This window comes from Bradyrhizobium sp. CB82 (genome assembly GCF_029714405.1).
GTDB lineage: Bacteria > Pseudomonadota > Alphaproteobacteria > Rhizobiales > Xanthobacteraceae > Bradyrhizobium.
In genome coordinates, this window is sequence record NZ_CP121650.1 from 5005130 (window position 1) to 5028598 (window position 23469).

At 62.6% G+C, this 23469-nt stretch carries 26 protein-coding genes and 1 pseudogene; 19 read left to right on the forward strand and 8 right to left on the reverse strand.

All coding sequences use genetic code 11. From position 1 onward, the window contains the following. Positions 1-493: 493 nt before the first annotated feature. Entirely contained in the window at positions 494-949 is a 456-nt protein-coding gene (locus QA640_RS24360; protein WP_283035480.1) for a cupin domain-containing protein, read from the reverse strand. A gap of 226 nt (positions 950-1175) precedes the next feature. Between QA640_RS24360 and QA640_RS24365 the strand changes: the two genes are divergently transcribed. Further along, positions 1176-1499: a hypothetical protein gene (locus QA640_RS24365; RefSeq protein ID WP_283035481.1), complete on the forward strand. Its 324-nt coding sequence runs from the start codon at positions 1176-1178 to the stop codon at positions 1497-1499. A 481-nt stretch (positions 1500-1980) separates the two neighbouring features. Here the strand turns inward: QA640_RS24365 and QA640_RS24370 are convergent, their stop codons facing one another. After that, positions 1981-3021 carry an IS110 family transposase gene (locus QA640_RS24370; protein ID WP_283035482.1) on the reverse strand — a complete coding sequence of 347 codons (1041 nt, stop codon included), beginning with the start codon at positions 3019-3021 and terminating at the stop codon, positions 1981-1983. Positions 3022-4816: 1795 nt separating this feature from the next. Between QA640_RS24370 and QA640_RS24375 the strand changes: the two genes are divergently transcribed. The 4 genes from QA640_RS24375 (at position 4817) to QA640_RS24390 (ending at position 7720) form a co-directional block, all read left to right on the forward strand. Continuing rightward, positions 4817-5107: a hypothetical protein gene (locus tag QA640_RS24375; protein WP_283035483.1), complete on the forward strand. Its 291-nt coding sequence runs from the start codon at positions 4817-4819 to the stop codon at positions 5105-5107. Positions 5108-6039: 932 nt separating this feature from the next. Next, positions 6040-6276, forward strand: coding sequence for a hypothetical protein (locus QA640_RS24380; protein ID WP_283035484.1), 237 nt, complete (start codon positions 6040-6042; stop codon positions 6274-6276). Between the two features lie 548 nt (positions 6277-6824). Continuing rightward, positions 6825-7034 (forward strand): DUF3551 domain-containing protein, encoded by a 210-nt coding sequence (locus tag QA640_RS24385; protein WP_283042873.1) that lies wholly within the window; start codon positions 6825-6827, stop codon positions 7032-7034. A gap of 257 nt (positions 7035-7291) precedes the next feature. Then, positions 7292-7720: a GFA family protein gene (locus QA640_RS24390; RefSeq protein WP_283035485.1), complete on the forward strand. Its 429-nt coding sequence runs from the start codon at positions 7292-7294 to the stop codon at positions 7718-7720. Positions 7721-7801: 81 nt separating this feature from the next. Here QA640_RS24390 and QA640_RS24395 read toward each other — a convergent pair whose 3' ends face one another. Then, entirely contained in the window at positions 7802-8881 is a 1080-nt protein-coding gene (locus QA640_RS24395) for an AI-2E family transporter (protein ID WP_283035486.1), read from the reverse strand. 369 nt (positions 8882-9250) lie between these two features. Between QA640_RS24395 and QA640_RS24400 the strand changes: the two genes are divergently transcribed. The 4 genes from QA640_RS24400 (at position 9251) to QA640_RS24415 (ending at position 10421) form a co-directional block, all read left to right on the forward strand. After that, positions 9251-9475 carry a hypothetical protein gene (locus QA640_RS24400; protein WP_283035487.1) on the forward strand — a complete coding sequence of 75 codons (225 nt, stop codon included), beginning with the start codon at positions 9251-9253 and terminating at the stop codon, positions 9473-9475. A gap of 148 nt (positions 9476-9623) precedes the next feature. Further along, the gene (locus tag QA640_RS24405; RefSeq protein ID WP_283035488.1) at positions 9624-9791 is read left to right on the forward strand and encodes a hypothetical protein; all 168 of its coding nucleotides are present in this window, start codon (positions 9624-9626) and stop codon (positions 9789-9791) included. 97 nt (positions 9792-9888) lie between these two features. Then, entirely contained in the window at positions 9889-10026 is a 138-nt protein-coding gene (locus QA640_RS24410; protein WP_283035489.1) for a hypothetical protein, read from the forward strand. Positions 10027-10118: 92 nt separating this feature from the next. After that, the gene (locus tag QA640_RS24415) at positions 10119-10421 is read left to right on the forward strand and encodes a hypothetical protein (protein ID WP_283035490.1); all 303 of its coding nucleotides are present in this window, start codon (positions 10119-10121) and stop codon (positions 10419-10421) included. A gap of 13 nt (positions 10422-10434) precedes the next feature. Here QA640_RS24415 and QA640_RS24420 read toward each other — a convergent pair whose 3' ends face one another. Further along, on the reverse strand, positions 10435-10653 hold the full coding sequence (locus tag QA640_RS24420) for a hypothetical protein (RefSeq protein ID WP_283035491.1): 219 nt from the start codon (positions 10651-10653) through the stop codon (positions 10435-10437). 709 nt (positions 10654-11362) lie between these two features. On the opposite strand from QA640_RS24420, the gene QA640_RS24425 reads away from it, so the two are divergent. The 5 genes from QA640_RS24425 (at position 11363) to QA640_RS24445 (ending at position 15802) form a co-directional block, all read left to right on the forward strand. After that, complete coding sequence (locus QA640_RS24425) at positions 11363-11950, forward strand: formyltransferase family protein (RefSeq protein ID WP_283035492.1); 588 nt, start codon at positions 11363-11365, stop codon at positions 11948-11950. Between the two features lie 183 nt (positions 11951-12133). Beyond that, positions 12134-12484, forward strand: coding sequence for a hypothetical protein (locus QA640_RS24430; RefSeq protein WP_283035493.1), 351 nt, complete (start codon positions 12134-12136; stop codon positions 12482-12484). Continuing rightward, positions 12429-12974 carry a hypothetical protein gene (locus tag QA640_RS24435; RefSeq protein ID WP_283035494.1) on the forward strand — a complete coding sequence of 182 codons (546 nt, stop codon included), beginning with the start codon at positions 12429-12431 and terminating at the stop codon, positions 12972-12974. Before QA640_RS24430 ends, QA640_RS24435 begins: the two co-directional genes overlap by 56 nt. A 315-nt stretch (positions 12975-13289) precedes the next feature. Beyond that, positions 13290-14162, forward strand: coding sequence for a DMT family transporter (locus tag QA640_RS24440; RefSeq protein WP_283035495.1), 873 nt, complete (start codon positions 13290-13292; stop codon positions 14160-14162). Positions 14163-14353: 191 nt separating this feature from the next. Then, a complete protein-coding gene (locus tag QA640_RS24445) occupies positions 14354-15802 on the forward strand; it encodes a caspase family protein (protein ID WP_283035496.1) in 1449 nt (482 codons plus the stop codon). 103 nt (positions 15803-15905) lie between these two features. Here QA640_RS24445 and QA640_RS24450 read toward each other — a convergent pair whose 3' ends face one another. Together QA640_RS24450 and cysK are read right to left on the reverse strand one after the other, a co-directional pair. Beyond that, complete coding sequence (locus tag QA640_RS24450) at positions 15906-16145, reverse strand: BrnA antitoxin family protein (RefSeq protein WP_283035497.1); 240 nt, start codon at positions 16143-16145, stop codon at positions 15906-15908. A 3-nt stretch (positions 16146-16148) separates the two neighbouring features. Then, a complete protein-coding gene (cysK, locus tag QA640_RS24455; protein WP_283035498.1) occupies positions 16149-17126 on the reverse strand; it encodes a cysteine synthase A in 978 nt (325 codons plus the stop codon). A gap of 221 nt (positions 17127-17347) precedes the next feature. Between cysK and QA640_RS24460 the strand changes: the two genes are divergently transcribed. Further along, positions 17348-17563 (forward strand): hypothetical protein, encoded by a 216-nt coding sequence (locus QA640_RS24460; RefSeq protein WP_283035499.1) that lies wholly within the window; start codon positions 17348-17350, stop codon positions 17561-17563. 3 nt (positions 17564-17566) lie between these two features. Here the strand turns inward: QA640_RS24460 and tgt are convergent, their stop codons facing one another. Next, positions 17567-18718 (reverse strand): tRNA guanosine(34) transglycosylase Tgt, encoded by a 1152-nt coding sequence (gene tgt, locus QA640_RS24465; protein ID WP_283035500.1) that lies wholly within the window; start codon positions 18716-18718, stop codon positions 17567-17569. A 287-nt stretch (positions 18719-19005) separates the two neighbouring features. On the opposite strand from tgt, the pseudogene QA640_RS24470 reads away from it, so the two are divergent. From QA640_RS24470 to QA640_RS24485, 4 genes and pseudogenes are all read left to right on the forward strand, one after another. Continuing rightward, positions 19006-19245: pseudogene (locus QA640_RS24470) on the forward strand (alpha/beta hydrolase); the annotation flags it as partial. A 141-nt stretch (positions 19246-19386) separates the two neighbouring features. Further along, the gene (locus QA640_RS24475; protein WP_283042874.1) at positions 19387-20127 is read left to right on the forward strand and encodes a TetR/AcrR family transcriptional regulator; all 741 of its coding nucleotides are present in this window, start codon (positions 19387-19389) and stop codon (positions 20125-20127) included. Positions 20128-20399: 272 nt separating this feature from the next. Continuing rightward, on the forward strand, positions 20400-21005 hold the full coding sequence (locus tag QA640_RS24480; RefSeq protein ID WP_283042875.1) for a PepSY domain-containing protein: 606 nt from the start codon (positions 20400-20402) through the stop codon (positions 21003-21005). 230 nt (positions 21006-21235) lie between these two features. After that, positions 21236-22273, forward strand: a complete 1038-nt coding sequence (locus tag QA640_RS24485; RefSeq protein ID WP_283035501.1) for an aspartate-semialdehyde dehydrogenase — start codon at positions 21236-21238, stop codon at positions 22271-22273. A gap of 113 nt (positions 22274-22386) precedes the next feature. Here the strand turns inward: QA640_RS24485 and queA are convergent, their stop codons facing one another. Further along, entirely contained in the window at positions 22387-23460 is a 1074-nt protein-coding gene (gene queA, locus QA640_RS24490) for a tRNA preQ1(34) S-adenosylmethionine ribosyltransferase-isomerase QueA (RefSeq protein ID WP_283035502.1), read from the reverse strand. Positions 23461-23469: the final 9 nt, after the last annotated feature.

The window sequence follows — 23469 nt, forward strand, 5'->3', positions numbered from 1 at the left end:
AACCGCTCGGCATTACATTGCAGCCTGTTCCCAAAAAAAAGACCCGACTTCAGGGGAGCCTGAAGCCGGGTGAAGTTCACTACCTTAGCTCCGAACGAGATACGCGAACGCGGATCACGAACGAAACATCCGCAGGGACAGGGCGTTCCTAGCGGCCCTTCGGGGCTCAAATCGCTTGAAGCATGAAGCGACCCCAGCCGGTACGTAGCTGAGGCCGCGATGCTGCTCTGCCAAATGCGCTCCGACCGGACTGGGGATGCCTATCGGAGCGGATTCAAAACCGCTCGAGGTTGGTCGCGTTCCTTGATTCGTAAAATTACCAGCGAATGCCTATCTTCGGCCCATGCGTTTTGAGTTTTGCCTACCGACGCTCGGCAAGGCCGTTCCAGCCGGTGCCGACGGTTTCATGAAGTAAAGTATGATGGATATCGCCTTCGTCTTGAGCGCGATGGTGGCCGCGTCCGGCTGATCACCAAGGGCGGTTATGAAGGCGCTAGCCGGCGCCTACGAGACGCCCGGAGCGACGCCCGCCGAACACGTAGGACATTCGCCTAAGCTTGTTGACGGCGCGGATTGCGAAACCGAATCCGATCGGAGTGGCATGGCGCAAAAAGGCGACCTTCTTCACATAGCCCTCGACATGCCATTTGGCGTGCGCACCGTTGTGGAAAAAGATCACGTCGCCGACGCCGTAGCGCTTCGGGGGTATGCCCTCGCTCTCGAGCACGATCGATCCTTCGAGGATCATGATGGTCTCGTCGACATCGTAGTACCAGTTGAACTTGCCCTCGGTGCAGGACCAGATGACGGTCGAGGCAGTGCCGCACGCACTGGTAGACAGCAGGTGCGCGCGGGTTTCCGGATTGCCTTCAATGATCCAGGATGGCTTGATCGGCGACGGCTTGAGATCCACGTTGCAATGGCCGGTTTCAATAAGCGCAAGCGGCATCGGTCACCTCTAAAGGATCGAATAAGGTTGCACGCTTTAAATGCATCCCGGTGAGGCAAAACTGAAGATTGTTCGCATCATCAGACGTCGCGAGCAAGTGTGAAGATGCCACTTTGCCGCATATCCGATTGGTGTACCCCAAATGTCCAAAACAGCCCCTCTGCATAAGCCGGCTGAAGCAGTGTAACCATCCTAGCTTTCGATTTCCGCGGCGGGAGTTTTCAGTATGCCTCGCTCGCCATCCATTGTGCCGGAAGATGCAGACCATGACACCTACATCGTGCTGGACGCCTCCGGCATTTGGGTAGGGCGTGCCTGGTGTGACAACGAGGATGATTACGAAACGCTGATCCGCGACCTCGTGGACGGCCAGCATGGCGACCCCGTGCGCATCGTCTGTTTCAACACCACCGAGGGATGGTCACGCGTTGTAACGACTGACATCGCCGGTGAGCTGCGGCGGCGCTGGGCCGAAGGGGAAGCTATGCCAGCCTCATTGCAACAATTGTTAGAAATGGCCATCCCCGCACAGAAGGGCCACTTTTCTTGAATCCGCTTTGACGAGGCCCGCCAGCGTGAACCGGCGAGCCCCGTTTCCAAACACGACACAAAGTAGCTCGCAGCCTGCTGCATCATTTACACTGCCCCATGCACCGCGACGTCAAAGAGATGCTCATCGGCTTGGCTGGCATAATCTTGTTCGGCGCCGCCATCATCGCCTCACGGCCATTTGCGCGTTTTGTTGACCAGTATTTCTTTTCCTACGTTCAAATAGTTTGGGACCTAGTGCGCCACGTTCTCTAATTCCGGGCCTGCGGTCAAGACTCTCCAAACACATCCTTGCCGGGTTCATGGTTCTCTCCGCGGTAGGGGCATGCCCTCCGCATGATGGCGTAGGATGACGCTGGCGGATCAATGTGTGAAGCGCGCTTGCCTTTTGAGCATCGCAAAGCCTGGGGCGATCGCACCAACGCCAACGTCCCGGCAGGGACCTTGGATCCCGCCGGTGCTCGGCGGGAATTCGCTATCTGCTATGCTGTTTGCACGGCGGTCTCCTTTGACGACCATCTAAATTCGGTACCATCGATCCACATCCGATGCAGAATGACCGCGAGCTTTCGCGCGACCGCAACTTTGGCCTTGCGTAGCCCAGTTCGCTTTGCAAGCCGAATGCCCCAGGCTTTGAGCGCTGACCATTTTGCTACGCGTGTGAGCAGCACATTGGCTGCCTCATAGAGATAGCCGCGCAACATTTTGTCGCCGCACTTCGAGATTCGACCCGTCCAGTCGATCTCGCCGGATGCGTAGCGTCGGGTCGTTAGTCCGACATAGGCTCCGACGCTTCTTGACCTTTTGAAGCGCGTAGGGTCGTCGATCGTTGCAAGAAAGCAAAGAGCCGTAACAGGGCCGATGCCAGGTGTCGTCATGAACTGTCGCACTTGGGCATTGCTGCGTGCGAGCTTCATGACCTTACGGTCGAGATCAGCAATCTGCTGCTCGATGGCTGCTCGGGCGCTGAGTAGCGGCGTTACCGCAAGGGCGAGTTCCGGCCGCTCTTTGGTGAGCTCCGCAGCACGCAATGCGAATACGTTCATCTTTGCCGGACCAATAACCAGCCCGAGGTTCTTTAAGAGCCCGCGGATTTGGTTCTCGAGATCCCGCTTGATCTTGACGAGCAGAGCCCGGCTGACGAGGAGAGCCTTTACCGCATGACTGTCGAGGCCTTTGACGCACACCTCCTTATACCATCCACATTGCATGATGCGGGCGATGCCTACGGCATCGTTGCGGTCACTCTTGTTGATCTGCATTTTCAACACCGCCTTGGCGTGCCTGGCGTCGATGCAGATGACGGGCAGCCCCAGCTTATTCAACTCGGTCCACAGCCATGTCGACGTTGCCCCTGTTTCGAGTCCAATCCGCGCGACATGCGGCGCGTTTGACTTGATGAATGCTGCGATCGCTTCGGGGTCGGAACGAACAACGCCTTCGTGCTCAATCTTTCCCGTCCGATCAACGATGCAGATCGCTGTTAGCTTCAAAGAAACGTCAAGTCCGACATAGCGCTCCATTGCAGCTCTCCTATCATTGCAAGGCCCAAGAGGTGAGCCTCATCGATTCTTGGAGAGCTGATTCTCAGAGCTTCAGTATGGCTCCGGCCCGGAATTACCCCATGTTCTCTAGCGACTCCCTGAGGAAATTGCAGCCAGCGTGAACCGGCGAGCCCCTTGAAGGCGAAGAAATGAGGAACGGAAGATCGCTGCACTCATCGTGCGGAACGGTAGCAGCGTAGGCCGCAGGCACCGCTTCAATGCGGCGCCTGCGGCCGTTTGACGGAGGCAGGGCCGCGCTGTCACCCGGCGATTAGGAGTGAGCACATTGAGCGACGCATCTGGGCCGAAGCTCTTGAGCTCATCGATCATCTGCTGATCCCGCCCCATGGCCGCGGATCAGACTCCGGAACCGGCCGGAGGTCAACGGCTTCGGGCTCGTGCTGCAAGAACCTTCGGACCAGCGGCGCGTTAAGTCGGCAGTAGCAAGGGCAGGATCGTGAACCCAAGAGTGTACGGGTCATGTGCACCGCTCCTCGGGACCTTGAAAGGAAAGCCGAAAAGCGATGGGCTGCCAGATTTGCGCGGCCAGTTCGACCGGTGACGCCGGAAAAGCCTCAACCTGAAAACCACCTCAGTCACTCGCCGACAGCCAAAGCCGAAGGAAGGACCCGCCGCATTGAACCGGCGGCCTGGGCGAAAATGTGATTGGGTCCCCGCCTCGGCCTCTCACAATGGACCTTCCCATGGTGCGCCAACACTTGGCGGAAGCCGAGCAGCACGTTGCGCTCGGTGAGCGGCATATTGCCCGGCAGGTCCAAATCATCGATGAGCTAGCGTGTGCCGGTCACAACACAAGCCTCGCATTCGCTTTGCTCGATAACTATTGCGAGCTACAAGTCTGGCACCTGGCGCACCGGGACCGCATGCGGAAGCAGCTAGACGCGGCCCATCCGTAGAGGCTGCTAGCGACCGGGCGTCGCATCTTGTCATCAACGAACCGTCGGCCGCCCGGTCGTCGCCGAGGTAAGCACCGGTGACTGCAGCGGCTCGCGCTTATTCATCTTGGCTTGGAACGCGCTTATTCATCTTGGCTTGGAATGCGAGGCTTGCAAGGGACACGGCAACGCCCCCGGTGACCACCCGGACACGACGATAACCTGCCCGCCACCCGTGACACTGTCGCGCGGTGGATTTTGTGTTTCTTGGCGCTAGCGGACCCATAGGGCCACGAGCGCGCACGCGAAGCCTACTGCTAGGATGCCCGCAGCCGTTACCGTGACTAGGTCAATTGACCAGGGGTGTCCTTTTCCACCGATCAAGTCGAAGTGTCTGGAGCGGCGGTCGTCCCTGAATGTCTGAAGGTGCATGACACGCACTCCCTTGTGCGCGCGTTGGACGATCATTCAACTCGCGACAGCCCAGACCGTTCCTTGAGCATCTTCCTAAGCCAGTATCGCGCTGGCACGGCTGCGCACCGAACGCGAGAAGGAAATGATCCAGCTGGCCGCTGTCCGCGCCGGTGTCGAGGCGGGGCGGACCTTGATAGTGCGCCTTACCGATGGCCCCAGCACCTGCATAGGTAAATCGGATTCGCAAAGTACCCGGCAAATTCCTATCGCGTTGGGAGAAATCCCCTCGGCAACCCGCGCGCGACAGGTTCACTGTCTGCGACGCCCGGCTGGCCCTGTTGGAACGACTGATCCCCGCTCGACTTGTCGTGCGGGCAACGTCATGGCCCAAGGCCCGGTCCCGCCTTCTCTGCACTGCCCTAAAGCCACCGGGAGGCGGGGCCGCGCTAACACAGGCTAATGACATGCTCGGCTTGGCCATTCTGTTCGCGGCCATCGGATTGGGGTTTGCCGTAGGCTATGGGACCCGAGGCGTGATCTCCCGCAGACGACGCGCCGAGATTTTGGCATATGCGCCGTATCTTCCGCTGCCGGGACCGAGTGCCCCACAAACTGGTCGGCCATCGGAAAACCAGCCAAAGACGTCGGTCATGATGCGAGCACTATCGACCGTCGCGGACGGCGTGAGCTTCGCGGTCGCGCTGGATTTTGCGTTGGCGCTCTTGATAATCTTGTTGTTGCCGAGCCTGCTGTGACGTTTCGATCTCGCAGAGTCGCCGCCCTTACGCACGATGTTAGCAAATGGAACCAATCCAACATTGCTCGGTTGCGCCTGATCACCGGCCGAGGCCCAGCCCGTAGGCGTCGGTGGCTGAGAGACCGATTGCGTCGGTGGCTGAGAGACCGATTGCGCTCCCGCCTACACAAGGGAGGGCGCGCATCGTGAGCGAAGATCCCTATTCAATCCCGGCTCGGATCTGTCTCGCCGTCGGCGGTGGCTCGGTGCTCGCCACGATTGCGATTACGAGCGTCTATTTCATGCACTAAAGGCCGTCTCACTTGGCGGATTGTACGGCTGCTCGGAGGCGCCGAACCCTAGGAGCCGCTGGCATCAGGCGTCGCACCCCGATATTCCCAGCGGTCCTTTGGGCTAAACGTGGAAGACTCCGCGCTTCGGCAAATCTACCCCTAACCGGGCGCGGAAGCGTCGAATGTTCGCTTCCGAACAGTTCCCGGGGAACAGGTGGCAATATACCCAGTTATTCGCGCGCTCGGCTGCGATGGAGCGAGCTCGGTTATTCGCTGAGACCAATCAGAACACTGCGGAAAATCCGAGGTAGATCAGTTGTCCCATGGCGTCCAGGGCCGCCTCCAGTGCATGTTAACGTGCCTGGACTGGTGATTAGCCTCGTCAGCCAGCAACTTGGCCTCAGCTCTACCAGCCTTGAGTTGAGGCCGATTTTTGAAGGGGACACGCCGCAGGGACTTAGACCCGGAAGCAAAGCGACCCCAGCCTCGGAGAAGCTGGGGCCGTAGGAGTTCACACCCGCCTTCGGTCATGGTGTCAGGCAGGACCGAAGCATCAGAACGAACACAGCCCTTTGCCGCTTATTCCTGGTCGCTTTGGCGAGCAAGAGGTACCTCCTTAGAGTTCGCATTCCGCGCGGGGCATACCAACTTTTGCCGAATGCGTATTGCGTACGGGCTCTGCCTGGTGACCGCCGGCAAGCAGGTCCCATCGCGGCCGGACTGGATCCACGATGGCGAGGCCGTGATCCTCGGCGTCGACGGCGTTCCCGTCTTCAACGCCCTGCACGGCCGCAAGCACGATCAAGAGGTACAGTTCTGTGCGTTCGACATCCTCGCCATGGGATGGCGACGATCCGCGCGGCCTGCCGCTGCAGGCGCGATGCGTTACCGATGAAGGAAAAAGACCCGCCTCCGAGTCAATGGGAAGAACGGTGGGTGAAAGTAGCCATGCCCAACGTACTTTGAGATGTCGTCCGAAGGCGGGGCACTATGGCTCAAGTATTTCCATTTCAGAAATACCGGATGACAGTCCGTAAGCCCGTCACCCGATCACATCAGGCTAGCACAAGATCACGCGAAAAAGCGGTAGCCAGGTCTTGAGCGCTTTTGGGCGCACCGCCCTTACAAAACGAGGAGACTGAAATGCGGAGGGTGATGTTCTCACTTCTGGCGGTCACCTTGTTGGCGGGCGCACCGATGGACTTCGCATATGCTCAAGCCGGCGGAATGGGGGGAGGCTCTGATAGCATCGATCCGGGAGCCGGAGCCGGCGGACCACCCAGGGCCGGAGTTGGCTCGGCGGGCGGGTTGCAGAAAAGCGCAATTCGCCCCGGTCGCTCAGACAATCCTGCTCACCACCGGACTTACCGACGCGTCCCCTAGAACACCGCGTTAGCCGTTCTAACCTTTAGTATCGCGACAGGAAATATGATCATGCGCACGATGCTCATCATATTCGCCTTGCTGGCAGCCGGGACGGCCGCTCTCGCAGGGTCCGCTACTCCCGTTTCGTATGATTACCCCTGGTGCGTCTATGGTGGGGAGCTCGGCTATTCCGGCGACTGCTCTTACGAGACGAGAGAGCAATGCCTGGCGTCCGCGTCCGGCCGGTCGAACGTGATATGTAAAGTAAACCGGCGCCTGCTATTCTAGCAGCAGGACGTGCCGCAGGAGCGTGTGCAACAACCTCGGGCGCACCGCTGGCATTGAAAAACTGGCCTCCGACCCTTGTACGGCCCCTGTTCTTTCCGTTTGCGTTGCGCCGGCAATGGCCCTGGCGCCGTAACGATCTACCTCGGGCTCTGTCGTCTCGCGTGCCAGCCCCTGCTTCAAATCATCCCGGCATTCTCGTGCGGAAGTCTTAACGCTCAGCCTCGGAGCTCAAGAAAGTAAGAGGACAGGAGATCCCGATGACCACTGCCCGATGCAGTTGCGGTGCCGTGACGCTGTCGCTTCCCGGACCATCCCCGCTCATCGTCGCCTGCCACTGCATCGATTGCCAGCGGCGAACCGGTGCGCCGTTCGGTGTCGGTGCGTTCTATTCCGCCGATGCCGTCATCGTGTCGGGTACGCCGAAGGAGTTCACGCGCGCCGCCGCAAGCGGCGGGAAGGTCCAGAGCTATTTCTGTACGGACTGCGGCTCAACGGTTTACTGGAAGTCCGGCAATCTTCCTGCGTTCATCGGCGTTGCCGTCGGCGCGATCGCGGACGCAAATTATCCGGCTCCGGTCAGATCGGTGTTCGAACAGTCGAAACATGCCTGGGTTGAAATCGGCGTTAGTGGCGTGGAACATTTCCAGCAAAGCAGCGCACACAAGAACCCAGGCGTGTCCGACTGATACAGGCCGCAATCCCTCGACGAGGATGCGTTTCTTTTTTGGCGCCGTCACCGGCGCGCCGCGGCCAGACCGAAACGCTGATCATCCTCCGCTTGGAGCATCCGCCCGGTCCGTGCTGATCCACGCCATCGCCAATTCCCACGCTACCGACAGCACGATCGGCCCGATGAAGAGGCCGACGATACCGTGCGCAAGCGTGCCACCGATCACGCCGACGAAAATCACGATGGTCGGTGTGTTGAGCCCGCGACCCATCACCAGCGGCTTCAACATAGTGTCGATGAAGCCGACGACGACGAGGAACACGGTCAGCAGCAGCGCCGTGGTGACGTCCTTTGCGGTCCAGATCCAGATGATCACGGGCAGGAGGACGAGGAAGGCGCCGATCTGCACGATCGACAGCAGCAGCACGATGAACGCGAGCAGGCCGGCGCTCGGCACGCTCGCGAGCTTGAAGCCGACACCGGCGAGCAACGCCTGAACGATCGCGACGCCGATCACCCCTTGCGACACGGCTCGGATGGTCGCACCCGCGAGCTCCAGGAAATGCTCGCTTTGCTCGGGCACGATGCGAAACAAAAAGCCACGGCCGGCGGCGACCAGCCGAGGCCCGTGAGGAAACAGGAAGCCGGCGACGAAGACCGAGACCAGAAACTGCAGCGTCCCGACACTGGCATCGCCGGCGAGTGACAGCAGCGGTCCCGCCAGCGGCTGAAGATACGGCGCCGCCTCGCGCAGCACGGCTCGGATGTTGTTGTAGGCCTGCTCCCAGAGCTCGTAGAGCTGGGGGCCGATGACCGGCCAGGACTTGATCTGCTCCGGCGCCGACTGAAGTGCGAGGTCGCCGGTGCCGAGCTGGCGCGCGAGCTCCCTCGCCCCCTCGACCGCACTCAGCCCCAACCAGGTCGCGGGCCCGATGACGATGCCGAGCGTCATCAAGGTGAGGATGGCCGCGGCCGTTCTGGGACGGCCGCCAAGCAGCTTGGCGAGCCAGCTGAAGGCCGGATAGAACGCGACCGCCAGCACGGCGCTCCAGGTCAGGATCGGCACGAAGGGCCGGATGATGACGAACGTCCAGATGATCAGGAGCGCGAGCAGGCCGAGCCGGATCAGAAGCTGGACGATATCCTCTCCCGTCAGGAACTGGCGGAGGGTTTTCACGGGCGCAGCTTTCCTTGCGACATAACGCGACTTCCGGCGCCATCGACCGCCGCGATTGGCGTGCGGGGGCAGGCCCTCGCCTTATTGCCAGCCGCGGATCGGGCGTCAAGACGACCTAGCTGTGCGGCGTGACGTCGGAGAGCTCGGTTGGGGTACGTTCCCCGATCACTGCGGCTGGCCGTGACCTCTGTTGAGCCAGGGCAGCACGGCCTTTCCGGGCTCGGGGCCGAGTGGTTCAAGCGCCGGACCGCAGGTCGGCAAGGCGGATTTGCCTAACCGCCGTTAACCGGATTTGCGCCAATCGGTTTACGCGAGCGCAAGCGCTCGAAACCTACACTGGATCGGTCACATCAAACACGTTGCTTTGCCATGGCCAATACCGTCTGGACGATCGAAGAATTCTCCTGCCCGAGCTGCAGCATGAACTACACCGCGACCAGGGAAGAGCACGAGTCGAGGCACGCCGGCAGTTTCAACTGCAGCGTCTGCAACGCGGTGGTCCATACCTGGTCCGGCAATCATCATTTCTTCCGCTGGGAGGCCATCAAGGCGAAACCGCCGGTGTTCGGCCGGCGCTGGGCCGGCGTGCGCTAGTAGACACGACGGCAATGATCCCGCCCGGCGGCGCTGGCGTTGACAACGCGACGCGCCGAGCTCGGCAGCTTCGGGGCGGCATATCCTCGGACGTCCATGCACCGGAGGTTGGGGAACCTTGCGCGGTCGAGCGGCTTGTCAGGTTGCAATGAGCACCATGGCAAACCTACTCGCACGCAAGCAGGAGCTGCTGGAGCGGCTCAAGGGCGAACCGGGCCCGCATGAGCGCGATCAGATCGAACGCCTCATCGAGCAGGTCGACACCGCGCTCAATCTGCTCGAGGACAGCGGCCGGGACCACAACGAGGGACCCTGAAGGTCCTCTCACGCGTTGCGGGTTCCCGCGGAACGAAATCCCCACGCGGCCCGTTGAGACGGCGGGCCGATCTCAGAAGCTTTGCAGGGCCAACTGGATGTCGATTGATCCCGACCGGCGCAGACGCGACAGCGAATTTTCAGCGGACGATTTCTTCCTGTTCGTCCTGTCGAGCAGCTTCTGCCTGCTGGTTGTAGCAGTCACCCTGCTGATCCGGATGCCGACCGGTTTGTGATGGTTGCGCCAATTCGCGCGGCGCCGTTTGCAGTCCATTCACCCCTAAGCGGTTAGATCGGGTGCCGTTCGCCCACTCCGCCTTAGGCCGCCATGCCGGATCTCAACGCCGTCCTCGCCAAACTCAACGACCGTCTACTCAGGCTCGAGGGCGAGCTGTTCGTGCTGCGCTCGCTGGCGCGGGCGACGCTCACGGCCGGCGACGATCACGCGGCGCGCATGCGCAAGCTGGTTGAAGCGGCGAAGGTCGCGCTCGACGACGAGGCGCTGCGGCCCCTCGACAAGCCGACCAGGAAATACGTCGAGGCTGCGAGTGCGATGGTCGATGAGCTCCTGGTCGAGCCGACCAAGGCGCGGCCGCTGTTCACGGTCATCGACGGCGGCAAGGCCGACTAAGCTTGGCGGGCGCTCAGGCCGCAGGCGGATTGGGCGATTTCAGCCGGCTCAGACCGGCCTCGATGATCGCGATCTCCTCGTCGACCTGATTGATAGGCAGGCTGAAATCGTAGCCGGAGCGGCTCTTCAGATCGATCGCCAATCGCTGTCGGTGCATCATCAGTGCGTCGAGGCCACGGCGGTTCTTCAGCCTGACATAGGCATCGACGATCTGCTCAATCGCACTAGGCATCCAGTGATTCCAGGAAAGGACAGGCCGCGCCGGGTTTGCACACCGGCGGGCCAACTCTAGTGTCGCGGTACGCAATACAAATCCGCGACAGATTCGTCGATACGCTAGGCCCGTTGAGAACCCGTTACTGCCCTGCTCGTCCGGCGCTCTTTTTGCACGACATCGCGATGATGCGGACATGAAAAGGCCGCTGGCAAATATCACCAGCGGCCGGCCGGGTTCGAAAACGGATGCGGGATGAAACGTCTGCCAGCCCCGGCAAGGCGATCCTAGAAGCAGGCTGGCGCCTCGTTCTGTCCACAACGGAACACTGCAGGGTCGAATCCCCGGGTCACTCCTCGCGCCGGCTGTCACTTTTCCTGAGCGTGCATCAGGAACGAACCGACCAGGCCGATCAGGCCGCAGGCCAGCAGCCCATATTGCAGCACGGCCAGCGCTTGGCTCGGCGCTTCGGTCGCCTGGTGATTTCATAGATGAGCACGACCGACGCAATTCCGCTTATCAGCATCAATCTCGGCCATTTCGACACGGCGATCCCCCCGTTTGCGTTGCCCGGGTCGTTGACGCGACGAACGGACGCCGGTTCGACAGGCGTGCATCCTGCGCATTGTTGATAACCGGCGCAAAGGGCTCGCGGGGGGTGACAGAGCCTTATGGCGTGTTATCCGGAGATAACCCAGCCAGCTCTCGACACGGAACCGAGACTTCCATGCGCATCACCTTGATCGGCTCCCGTCATTTCGGCGTGATCACCCTGAACATGCTCCGGGAGCACAGCGTGGACATCGCGCGGGTCGTGGTCGCCGATGGCGCGGACCGCCTCGCCACGACCGCCCGCTCGGCCGGCATCGAGGTGGTGGTCCAGGCCAACCCAAAGCTGGTGGCCGCCTTCGAGATCGCGCCGAAGACCGACCTGATCATCACGGCGCACAGCCACGCCCGCGTCTCCAGGGAGGCGCTCGCCGTCTCGAGGCTCGGCGGCATCGGCTACCACCCATCGCTGTTGCCGCGTCACCGCGGCAAGGCCGCCGTGGAGTGGACCATCAAGGAGGGCGACCCGATCGCCGGCGGCACGATCTACCACCTCGCCGACCGCATGGACGCCGGCGCGATCGCCGCCCAGGACTGGTGCTTCGTCAAGAAGGGCGAGACGGCGCGCGATCTTTGGGAGCGGGCGCTGGCCCCGCTCGGCCTGAAGCTGCTTGCGGAAATCATCGACTACATCAAGGTCCACAAGGCGCTGCCGGCAAAGCCGCAGGACGAGCAGTTCGCGACCGCCGCGCCGAGCCTGTCGTAAGCCCGCGGCAGATTCATTCTTAACGTCGCGAATCCAGCCGATTCCACGCCAAAACGGGCGAGAACAGACAAATAAACCATTGTTTCCACAGGAACAATTTTCACTTTGGCGTTGCAGCAAATTTCTGTCACATTTCCCCCGAATAAGCGTCAGCATCTCAGACATAGGCAGGGACAGAAATTCATGCGTTTTGATCGCATTGCGTTGATTTTTACCGCCGCGATTGCCGCCGGTTCGCTCGCTGCGCCCGCGTTCGCCCAAAACCCCTATGACGGCAACTGGCAGGTCACCATCGTGACCAAGAGCGGCTCCTGCGAGCCGACCGCAAGCTCCATGCTGACGGTTTCCGACGGCCGAATCACGGCGCCCGGCGCTAACGTTTCCGGCACCATCGGCCGGGAAGGCCTTGTGAAAGTTTCGATCAATGGTGCATATGCCAACGGTCAACTCAGCGGCAACGCCGGATCGGGAAAGTGGAATGGAGCATCAGCAGGCATACCGTGCAGCGGGCGGTGGGAAGCATCGCGCCAATAAACCGACCGAGGCTCGGCACATGAACCGGCGGCTGCTCGTTGCGGCCGCCGTTTTGTTTGTGGCCTCAGTCGCAAATTCGGAAAGCAAGGCGCAGTCCGGTCCGTTCGCGGCCCTCGCCGGCAGCTGGAGTGGCGGCGGCACCGTCATCCTCGACGACGGTTCGACCGAACGCATCCGTTGCCGCGCCAAATATGCGCCCGCTGGTCCCATCATGGAGATGGTGCTGACCTGCGCCAGCGACGCCTACAAGTTCAACCTCTCCGCAAGTGTCCGTGCGGAAGGCAGTGCCATCACCGGCAGTTGGAGCGAAGCCAGCCGCAACATCAGCGGCGCGCTTCAGGGCCGCGGCGGCGGCGGAACCTTCGAGGTGGTTGCCATGACCGCAGGCTTCAACGCCAACATCGTGCTGCGCACCAGCGGCAACAGGCAGACGGTCACGCTGCGGGCCGACAGCCAATTCCGCGGCGCCAACATCTCGCTGGCGCGCTAAAGATTGTTGTTTGCGCATGATCTCCGCGCAAGCGCGTTCCGCGTTTGTCGCGAGGGAAAACCGCGTCCCACTCTTCTGGATCATGCTTTAGCTTCGATCTCGTTTCGACACGTGATCCGGCGACCCCGCCGGATCGCTTTTTATGCCTTCGGCGCGCGACCTTCGCCCCGCATCGCGCCGGAATGGCATCGGGGCACGGCAGCCTATCCCGCGCAGACGTGCAACGCTGCATCGACAGATTTGGCCGTTGCAAACTTGCGCCTGGTCGCCGATACCGGCCTGCCCTCTCTCCTTCCCTCTCCTGCTTCCGCGCCGATGAGCAACACCCCGTCCAAACCGATGGCCGCGCTGTGGATGGCCGGCTGGCTGTCACTGACGCTGGTCATGGCGGTCGCCGGACGCGAGGCGGCGCGGCAGATGAACGTCTTCCAACTCATGGAAGTGCGCTCGCTGATCGGTTTCGTCTTGCTCTATCCGATCATCTATCGCGCCGGCGGCTTTGCGACGCTCAAGACCGTTCGCCTGCCCCAGCACATCGTGCGCAACCTGATCCACTACGTCTCGCAGCTCGGCTGGTTCTTCGCGCTGACGCTGATCCCGATCGGCCAGGTGGTAGCGATCGAGTTCACCATGCCGATCTGGACCGCGATGCTGGCTGCAAGCTTCCTGTCCGAGCGCATGACGACGTGGAAGATTGCCGCCGTCGTGCTTGGCCTCGTCGGCGTGATCATCATCGTCCGGCCGGCCGCGGGCGAGATCAATCCCGGCCAGTTGATCGCGCTCGGCGCAGCCATGGGTTTTGGCGTGTCGATGGTGCTGGTGAAGTCGCTGGCGCGCACTGAGAGCGCGCTATCGATCCTGTTCTGGATGATCGTCGTGCAGGCGGTCGCGGGCTTCTTTCCGGCGCTCTATGTCTGGGCCTGGCCGCCAACGCATCTCTGGGGCTGGGTGATGGTGGTCGCCATCTGCGGCACCTTCGCGCATTACTGCCTCGCCAGCGCGATGCGCTACGCCGACGCCACCATCGTCGTGCCGATGGATTTCCTGCGGGTTCCCCTGACCGCGACTGCCGGCTGGTTGCTGTATTCAGAGCAGCTCGACGCATGGACGGTGTTCGGCGCCGTGCTGATCCTGCTGGGCAACCTTCTGAATTTGAAGCCGGCGCAGGCTCCCGTCCGCGCGCAGTGAACCAATTCGATGGGGCTCGCGACCAATGCGAGTAGCAAAGCGTGACCTGGATCACGCTGAAGGGGCGGCCTTTCGGGGCATACTCGGCTATCAGCAAGGGTTGGGCGCTGTGGGTGCTGACGCACGGCGTTTTCGTGTAAGTTCGGCCCACCTCGTTGCTGCTTCGAATTCGATACTGTTGGGGATTTCAGATGCGCTACCTCACCATCCTCCTTTCCCTGATCTGCATGGCGTTGTCGGTCAGCGCCGCGAAGGCCGACCGTCGAGTCGCCTTCGTGGTCGGCAACGGCGCCTACAAGAACGTCGCGCAATTGCCGAATCCGCCGATTGACGCCAGGGCGATGGCGGCGACGCTGCGCAACGTCGGCTTCGAGGTAATCGAGGGGTCCAACCTCAGCCGCGACCAGATGACCGAAAAGCTGCTGGACTTCGGGCGCAAGGCGCAGGGCTCCGACATCGCTGTATTCTATTACGCCGGTCACGGCATTGCCGTTGGCGGCACCAACTACCTCCTGCCGGTCGATGCCGACATCAAGTCGGAGATGGACGTCAAGCTCGGCGCCGCCATCAACATCGATCTGACACTCGACCAGACCATGGGCGATGCCAAGGTCAAGCTGGTGTTCCTCGACGCCTGTCGCGACAATCCCTTTGCCGCCAAGATCAAGTCGAACTCCGCCACCCGCAGCGTCAACGTGCAAAGCGGCCTTGCCGAGATGAAGTCCGGTGAAGGCACGCTGATCGCGTTCGCCACCGGTCCCGGCCAGACCGCGCTCGACGGCCAAGAGGGCAACAACAGCCCGTTCACCCGCGCGCTGATCGACAACATCACCAAGCCCGGCGTCGAGATCCAGCAGGCGATGACGTCTGTGCGCGCCCAGGTCAACGAGGAGACCCACAAGGGTCAGCTTCCCTGGGGCCACACCAACCTGATCGGCGCCGTCTATCTCAATCCAGCGCAGCAGGGCCAGCAGGTGGCCAACGCGGCGCCGACCGCGACGGGTACAGCTCCCACCGCTGCAAGCGGCAATTCGGACGCAGCCAACGTCGAGGTCGAGTACTGGCGCTCGGTGAAGGAATCCAACAAGCCGGAAGAGCTCAACGCCTATCTCTCGGCCTACCCGAACGGCCAGTTCAAGGCCCTGGCGCTGGCGCGGCTGGCGGCCATCAAGAGCGGACCGTCGACGACAACCCGCAATCTCAATGGCGGCGTCGATCCCGCGACCTTCACGGATGAGGCAAGCCAGCTCACCGAGGACCAGATCGGGCTCGACAAGGGTATGCGTCGCGACGTTCAACGCCGGCTGACCGGGCTTGGTTTCGACACCAAAGTGACCGGGATGTTCGATGACGGGACCCGTAGCGTGATCAAGCGCTGGCAGGCGGCGCGCGGCTATCCGGTCTCCGGCTACCTCAACAAGCTCCAGCACAAGGCCCTGCTCTCCGAGATCATCGCGACGACCGTCCCGACCGCCAGTAGCGGCAGCTCCGGCCAACAGCCTCCGCGTCGCACCCCCAGCAACACTGCCAGCGCGCCTGCTCCGGCGCCGGCCCAGCGCAGCGGCGGGGGCGACGCCGCCGGCGCTGCCTTCATCGGCGGTGTCATGGGCGGCGTGGTGGGCGGCATGTTGCGGCGGTAAGGCGCCAAGCCGCAGCTCAAGCCGCAGTTCCAGAGCAGCGACAACAAAAAGCCCGGCTCCCGCCGGGCTTTTTTCTGATTGCCCTCACCATGAGGAGCGACAACTACTTCCCCGCCGCCTTACGCAGCGCCTCGTTGATGCGGTCTTGCCAGCCGGGACCGCCTTGCTGGAAGAATTCCAGCACGTCCTGATCGATGCGCAGCGTGACCTGCTCCTTGATGCCTGGCGCCACGTTCTTCTTCGGCGGGGCCTCGGCGACCTTGGTGGTCACCTTCTTGAACGCGGCTTCGGCCTCCGTCCTGGCATCGCCCAGGGTCCGCGGGCGCCTCGGTTGATCCGCCATGTGCTAAATTCCCTCAAACAGAGCGGTCGAAAGATAGCGCTCGGAGAACGACGGCACCACCGCCAGGATGGTTTTTCCTGCAGCTTCCGGCCGCTTGCCGATCTGGAGCGCGGCTGCAATCGCTGCGCCTGCGGAGATGCCGCCCGGGATGCCCTCATGCCGCGCCAGCGCACGCGAGGTTTCGATCGCGGTCGTCGAGTTGACCTTCACGATCTCGTCGATCACCGAGCGATCGAGAATGTCGGGAATGAAGCCCGCGCCGATGCCCTGGATCTTGTGTGGGGTGTGCTGACCACCTGACAGCACCGGGCTCTCCTCCGGCTCGACCGCCACGACCCGCAAGGACGGCTGGCGGGGCTTGAGCACCTGGCCGACACCCGTGATGGTGCCGCCGGTGCCGACACCGGCGACGAAGAAATCGATGTTGCCGCCGGTGTCGTTCCAGATCTCCTCAGCGGTCGTGCGGCGGTGCACCTCGGGATTGGCGAGGTTCTTGAATTGCTGCGGCATCACCGAGTTCGGCGTCGTCTTCAACAGCTCTTCTGCGGCCGCGATCGCGCCCTTCATACCCTGGGCTGCCGGCGTCAGCACCAGCTCGGCGCCGAGAAAGGCCAGCATCTTGCGCCGCTCGATCGACATCGATTCCGGCATCACGAGCTTCAGCCGGTAGCCACGCGAGGCGGCGACGAAGGCGAGCGCGATCCCGGTATTGCCCGAGGTTGGCTCGATCAGCACTGTGTCCGACTTGATATGGCCCGCTTTCTCCATGGCGATGATCATCGCCGCACCGATGCGGTCCTTCACGCTGGCGGCCGGATTGAAATATTCGAGCTTGGCGAGGATGGTCGCGTTCACCCCTTGCAGGCCCGGCAACCTGCGCAGCCGCACGGTCGGCGTGTCGCCGAAAGCATCGACGATCGAGTCATAAACCCGGCCGCGGCCGGCAGAGTGCACTGCACTCGTGGTGGACGATGCGTCCATGATCAACTCCCTGTGGCGACAATATGCGCGTGAATTGCGGTCTTGTTCGGTTGGTGACAGCGTGTGACGACACTCTAGCAACAATGCGACCCACGCCAAATCCGCTGCGTCGCAAAATATCTCAAATGTTAAATATCGGAAAGCCAACGCATTTGTGTTGCGATCTCGTCAACGAACTCTGCTTATGTTAGACTTACGTCCAACAGCAGGGAGGTCCCACGATGTCAGCAGTTGCTGAAGCCCTGTCGACCGTCGCTCGTAACCGCGATCCACGTTGCAGCGAGTTGCCCACCTGTCCGGTCTGCGCCGACTCCATGGTCGCCGCCGAAGCCTCCGCCTATGTCTCCGATCACATGATCAGCTATCTCTGGACCTGTGACACCTGTGGCTACGGCTTCGTGACCAGGCATTCGGTCAAACGGTTCACTTGCAATTGACGCCTAGCGTGGGGCGATGTCGCCCTTCGCCCAGTCCTCGCGCGTACGCTGATAGAATTCTTCGAACTTGCCGTGGGCGATCGCGTCCCTGATGCCCTGCATCAGGGACTGGTAGTAGGCGATATTGATATCTGACAGCAGCATGGCGCCGAGCGTCTCGCCCGACTTGACGAGATGGTGAAGATAGGCGCGCGCGTAGTTGCGCGACGACGCCCATCCGCTCTCCTCGTCGAGCGGCCGCGGATCGTCGGCATGGCGCGCATTGCGCAGGTTTACCTGGCCGAAACGCGTGAAGGCGACGCCGTGGCGGCCATTGCGTGTCGGCATCACGCAATCGAACATGTCGATGCCGCGCTTCACGGCTTCGAGAAGATCATCGGGCGTGCCGACGCCCATCAAATAGCGTGGCCGATCGGCTGGCAGCCGAGGTTCCGTCTCGTCGATCATCGCCAGCATCACATCCTGTGGCTCACCAACCGCGAGCCCGCCGATCGCGTAACCGTGAAAGCCGATCTCAACCAAACCTTCCGCGCTCGCGTGTCGCAGCGACGGAACGTCGCCGCCCTGCACGATGCCGAACAGCATGTAGCCCTCGGGCGCGCTCTCGAAGGCGCGCTTGCTCCGCTCCGCCCAGCGCAGGGACAACCACATCGCGCGCTCGATGTCGTCGCGCTCGGCCGGCAACCGCACGCATTCGTCCATCTGCATGGCGATGTCGGAGCCGAGATAGCGCTGCACCTCGATCGAACGCTCGGGCGACAATTCAACCTTGGTGCCGTCGATATGCGAGCGGAAGGTGACGGCCTTCTCGCTCACCTTGCGCAGGTCCGATAGTGACATCACCTGGAAGCCGCCGGAATCCGTCAGCATCGGGCCGTTCCAGCCGGTGAACTTCTGCAAGCCGCCGAGCGCCGCGATGCGTTCCGCGCCGGGCCGCAGCATCAGGTGGTAGGTGTTGCCAAGCACGATGTCGGCGCCGGCCTCACGCACCTCGCGCCAATGCATGCCCTTCATGGCGCCGGCGGTGCCGACCGGCATGAAGGCGGGCGTGCGCACCACGCCGTGCGGCGTGGTCAGGCGGCCGGTGCGCGCATTGCCATCGGTTGCGAGCAGTTCGAAATGATTGGGAAGAGCCGTACGACCAGGAAGATTCATGGCGCTGCTTATTGCGTGCCCGCGGGTGCGGATCAACCGTTCGTGTGGGCCTGGACTTGCACCCGGCCGATGCCTTTGCCCCGACCATCATTGAGCCACCCACGCAACCCCAGCGTCCCACTTGTTAAATAAAACGATACCGTATAGTTTTAGTACTGGGGGCAGGTGGGAATGCCGCGGGCGACGACGCCGGCGGCGCGTGCGTATGTAGTGACTGACGGCGAATGCCTTCCCTTCATTCTTGACCGGATCGATCCTGTTCGACGGCGGGATCGGCAGAGCACGGCACGATCGAGGTCGCCTCGCGCAGTCTATCCTCCATCACCCAGTCGCAGACGCGTTCGATGATCTTCTCGACCTACGATTTCGCGCGCCGCAATCACCTCGGCTTCCACCTGTCCTATATCGAGCGCGATTATCCGTCGCCGCCCTCGCAAGGGTTCGACACCGCCTATATGTGCGCGCTCTATCGGTACGGGTACGAGAAGGCGGCTGCCGGCCGTGCCTGGAGCTCGACGCTTCCCTAAGATCGCAGGAGCCTCCGCGGAGCGGCGCCTTGCCGAGAGCGTTGATGATGCGGCCGATTCGGGCAGATTCGCAATGACGTCCCCCTTCCTGCGCGTTATAGAGCGATGACGACCATCGCGACCGCGCAGGAATCATGGGGCATGGGATTGACTGCGATCAAGCCGAGAGCGGCGAAACGGGAGTTCCCGAAATCGCGCGGCGGCCGGCCGACCAAGAGCGCCGCCATCGAGCGCGACCAGCGGCTGATCGAGGTCGCCACGCGCCTGTTCCTCGATCGCGGCTATGATGCGACCTCGCTCGATGCCGTGGCCGAAGCGGCCCGGGTCAGCAAGCCCACCGTCTATGCGCGCTACGGCGACAAGCGGGGATTGTTTGCCGAGGTCCTGAGGCGAGAGATCGCGCGCTGGCTGGCGCCACTTGCCGAAGCCGCCGAGGTGCAGCTCACGCGTCCCTCGGACATTTCGGTCGAGCAGCGCCTGGTCGAGGTCGGGCGCGAGATGCTGATGTTCACCTGCGGTCCCGACGCCGTCGCCTTCAGCCGCATGATGACGTCACAGGCCATCAACTTCCCCGACATCGCCAAGCTCGGCAAGGAGGAAGGCTGGATGAAGGCCGTCTCCACGACGGCGCGATTCTTCGATCATCTGGTCGCGCAGGGCGCGATGGACCTCGAGGATACCGGTATCGCGGCCGAGGTTTTTCTCGACGTCGTCGTCGGCCATACCCACCGGATGGCGACGTTCGGCGCACCGCTGGAGATGAAATCGGCCGAAAAGCGCATGCGCTCGGCGATCCGGCTGTTTTTGGCCGGCGCGCTCGGACCACCAGACCGGGTCCAGACCACGCCCAAGGGCGCGATTCGGCGGCGCCCGCCGCGCTGACAAGTTCGTGACATCGACACGTTAGCCCCGCCGCGCGACGAATTGCGCCTTGCCCAGAACAAAACGATACGGTATGGTTTAGTTTATAAGCAAGGTACTGGCCGATGCCTTCCTAGCCCCTGGCAGGCCCGCACCGTTCTTAAGACTTTGATCGCTGCAACAACCCTATGCTGTTGCAACGCTCCGCGGCCGGCCAGTTGCCCCGGCCGGCCGCGCCCTTTCTCGCACCTCTTTCCTGCACCTCCGCACGGGTGAAGACGATGACGGCACCGATGCGCACTTCGAAACGCTGGAAACCACTGCTCATGCTCGCCCTGTTGGCGGTCCTGCTCCCCGCTCCGGTCTATGCGATCGCGGCGTCGACCGACGCGCCGGTCTCGCTCCGGAGCGAGGCCGACGACAGCGCCGCCCTGGACCAGCGGGCGGTCGAACGCGAGCTCGCGCTGTTCCGCGGCTCTGCGATCTCGCTGAGGCAGGCGATGGCGATCGCCGAGGCACAGCATCCGGGCTCGACGACCGCCGACGTCAGTTTCGACGGCGCCGCCGTCTCGCCGGTCTACCGGGTGAAGACCCTGCACAATGACCGCGTCTGGCAACACGCGATCGACGCCACAACCGGCAAGATCGTCGGCGGCGCCGCCGCCTCACCGCTCGACGAGTTCGATGGCGATGAGCGCAGCAACCTCGCCACCCTCAAGACCATCCAGCACCGTCTGGCCGATGCCGTGCGTGTGGCCGAGCACGCGGCGTCGGGCAAGGCGATCAGCGGCGGGCTGGTCCGCGAACGCGGCCGGCTCAATTTCGCAATCGTCGTCATGAGCGGCAACGACCTCAAGGAGGTCATCCTCGAGCCGCCCGGCGCCGCGAGCCGGCGGTAATACGAGGCGCCCGCTCCGTGACAGCCCGGACGGGGGCGAAAAGCCGTTGACGACGGCAAAACTCTCCCGCATAAGTCGCCGCCATGATGACCGCGACGAAACGCACGACGAAAACCACCACGGCCTTCGGGGCCCGGGGAGGCGTGCGCGCGTAGTCGTCGACTTTACGCATCAGCTCTACCGAAGCCCCGCCCTCGATGGTCCGGGGCTTTTTTGTTGTCTATAGCTCAATGGAGGAGAATGTGAGTAACGATCCCGTCGTCGCGATTGTCGGCGTCACCGGTGCGGTGGGCGCCGAATTCATCGCCACCATGGACAAGCGTGGTTTCCGCGTCGGCAAGCTGAAGGCGCTGGCCAGCGCCCGCTCCGCCGGCAAGACGGTATCGTTCCGCGGCCAGCCGGTCGTGATCGAGGAGCTCAATGAGCACTCCTTCGACGGCGTCAACATCGCGCTGTTCTCCGCCGGCGGCAGCATCTCGAAGAAGTACGCGCCGATCGCGGTGAAGGCCGGCGCCGTCGTCGTCGACAACTCCTCCGCCTTCCGCATGGATCCGAACGTTCCGCTGGTGATCCCCGAGATCAACGCAAACCGCATCAGGGATCACAAGGGCATCATCGCCAACCCGAACTGCGCGGCGATCACCGCGCTGGTGCCGCTCTGGCCGATCCACCAGAAGAACCGCATCAAGCGCGTGATCATTTCGACCTACCAGGCCGCCAGCGGCGCCGGCGCCGCCGCGATGGAGGAACTCGTCGAATCCACCCGCGCCAATCTCAACGGGCAGATCTATACGCCCAAGGTGATGCCTCACCCCTACGCCTTCAATCTGTTCAACCATAACACCGCTGTCGATCCCGAAACCGGCTACAACGACGAAGAGACCAAGGTCATCAAGGAGACCCGCAAGATCTTCGAAGACGAGAAGATCGCCGTCGGCGTTACCTGCGTGCGCGTGCCGGTGCTGCGCGCCCATTGCGAGGCCATCACCTTCGAATGCGAGAAGCCGATCACCGAGGACCAGGTCCGCGCGATCATGGCCCAGGCGCCCGGCGTGAAGGTCGTCGACGACCGCGCCAAGAACTACTTCCCGATGCCGATCGACGCCTCGGGCCAGGACGACGTCCTCGTCGGCCGCATCCGCAAGGATCTCAGCGATCCTTCGGGGCATTCGATCTCGATGTTCGTGGCGGCGGATCAGCTCCTCAAGGGCGCGGCGCTCAACGCCGTGCAGATCGCGGAGCTGTTGCCGCAGCGCGTAATGGCGTAGCGAGGAAGTTGTAGAGTGGGCAAAGGCGCGCAAGCGCCGTGCCCACCACTTCTTTCCCATCTTTGATGCAAGATGGTGGGCACGCTTCGCTTTGCCCACCCGCCAACGTGCGGCTACTCCCGCGCCCGAAACAGCAGGCACGCATCGCCATACGAATAGAACCGATAGCGTTCCGCAATCGCATGTGCGTAGGCTGCCTTCATCGTCTCAAACCCTGAAAAAGCCGACACCAGCATGAACAGGGTCGAGCGCGGCAGGTGGAAATTGGTCAGCAAGACATCGACCGCGCGGAAGCGATAGCCAGGCGTGATGAAGATCGCGGTGTCGGCGGCGAACGGCTGGATCATACCGTCCTCGTCAGCCGCGCTTTCCAGGAGCCGCAGCGAGGTGGTACCAACAGCGATGATGCGGCCGCCATTGCGGCGCGCCGTATTCAGCACATCCGCCGTTTCGGCCGAGATTGTCCCCCATTCGGCGTGCATCTTGTGACCTTCGGTGTCGTCCACCTTCACCGGCAGAAACGTTCCCGCACCGACATGCAACGTCACACGATTGATGCCGACGCCGCGCGCGCGCAACGCCTGCTCCAGCGCCGGCGTGAAATGCAGGCCGGCGGTGGGCGCCGCGACCGCGCCTTCATTCGCCGCGAACATCGTTTGGTAGTCGGCCAGATCCTGCTCGTCCGGCATGCGCTTCGAGGCGATGTAGGGCGGCAGGGGCGGGCTGCCGAGATCAGCGATCGCCTGGTCCAGTGTAGGCCCGTGAAAGGAGAACGACAGCGTCACCTCGCCTTCAGCGCCCTTGGCTTCGACCTCGGCATCGAGATGGCCGAGCAGGCAGACCTTGCCCTCGTTGCCGAAGCGGATGTGGTCACCGGCCATGAGCTTTTTCGCGGGCTTCACCAGCGCCTGCCAACGCGAGGCGTCGAGCCGCTTGATCAGCGTCGCCTCGATCTTCGGCTCGGTCTCGCGGCCGATGCGGCGGCCCTTGAGCTGCGCCGCGATCACCTTGGTGTCGTTGACGACGAGTTGGTCGCCGGGCCGCAGCCATTGCGGCAGGTCCGAGACGATTTGATCGCGCAGCGCGCCGCCCTCCACGACCAGCATCTTCGCGGAGTCGCGCGGATGCGCCGGGCGCAGCGCAATGCGCTCGGCGGGCAGGTCAAAATCGAAGAGATCGGTGCGCATACAGCTCAG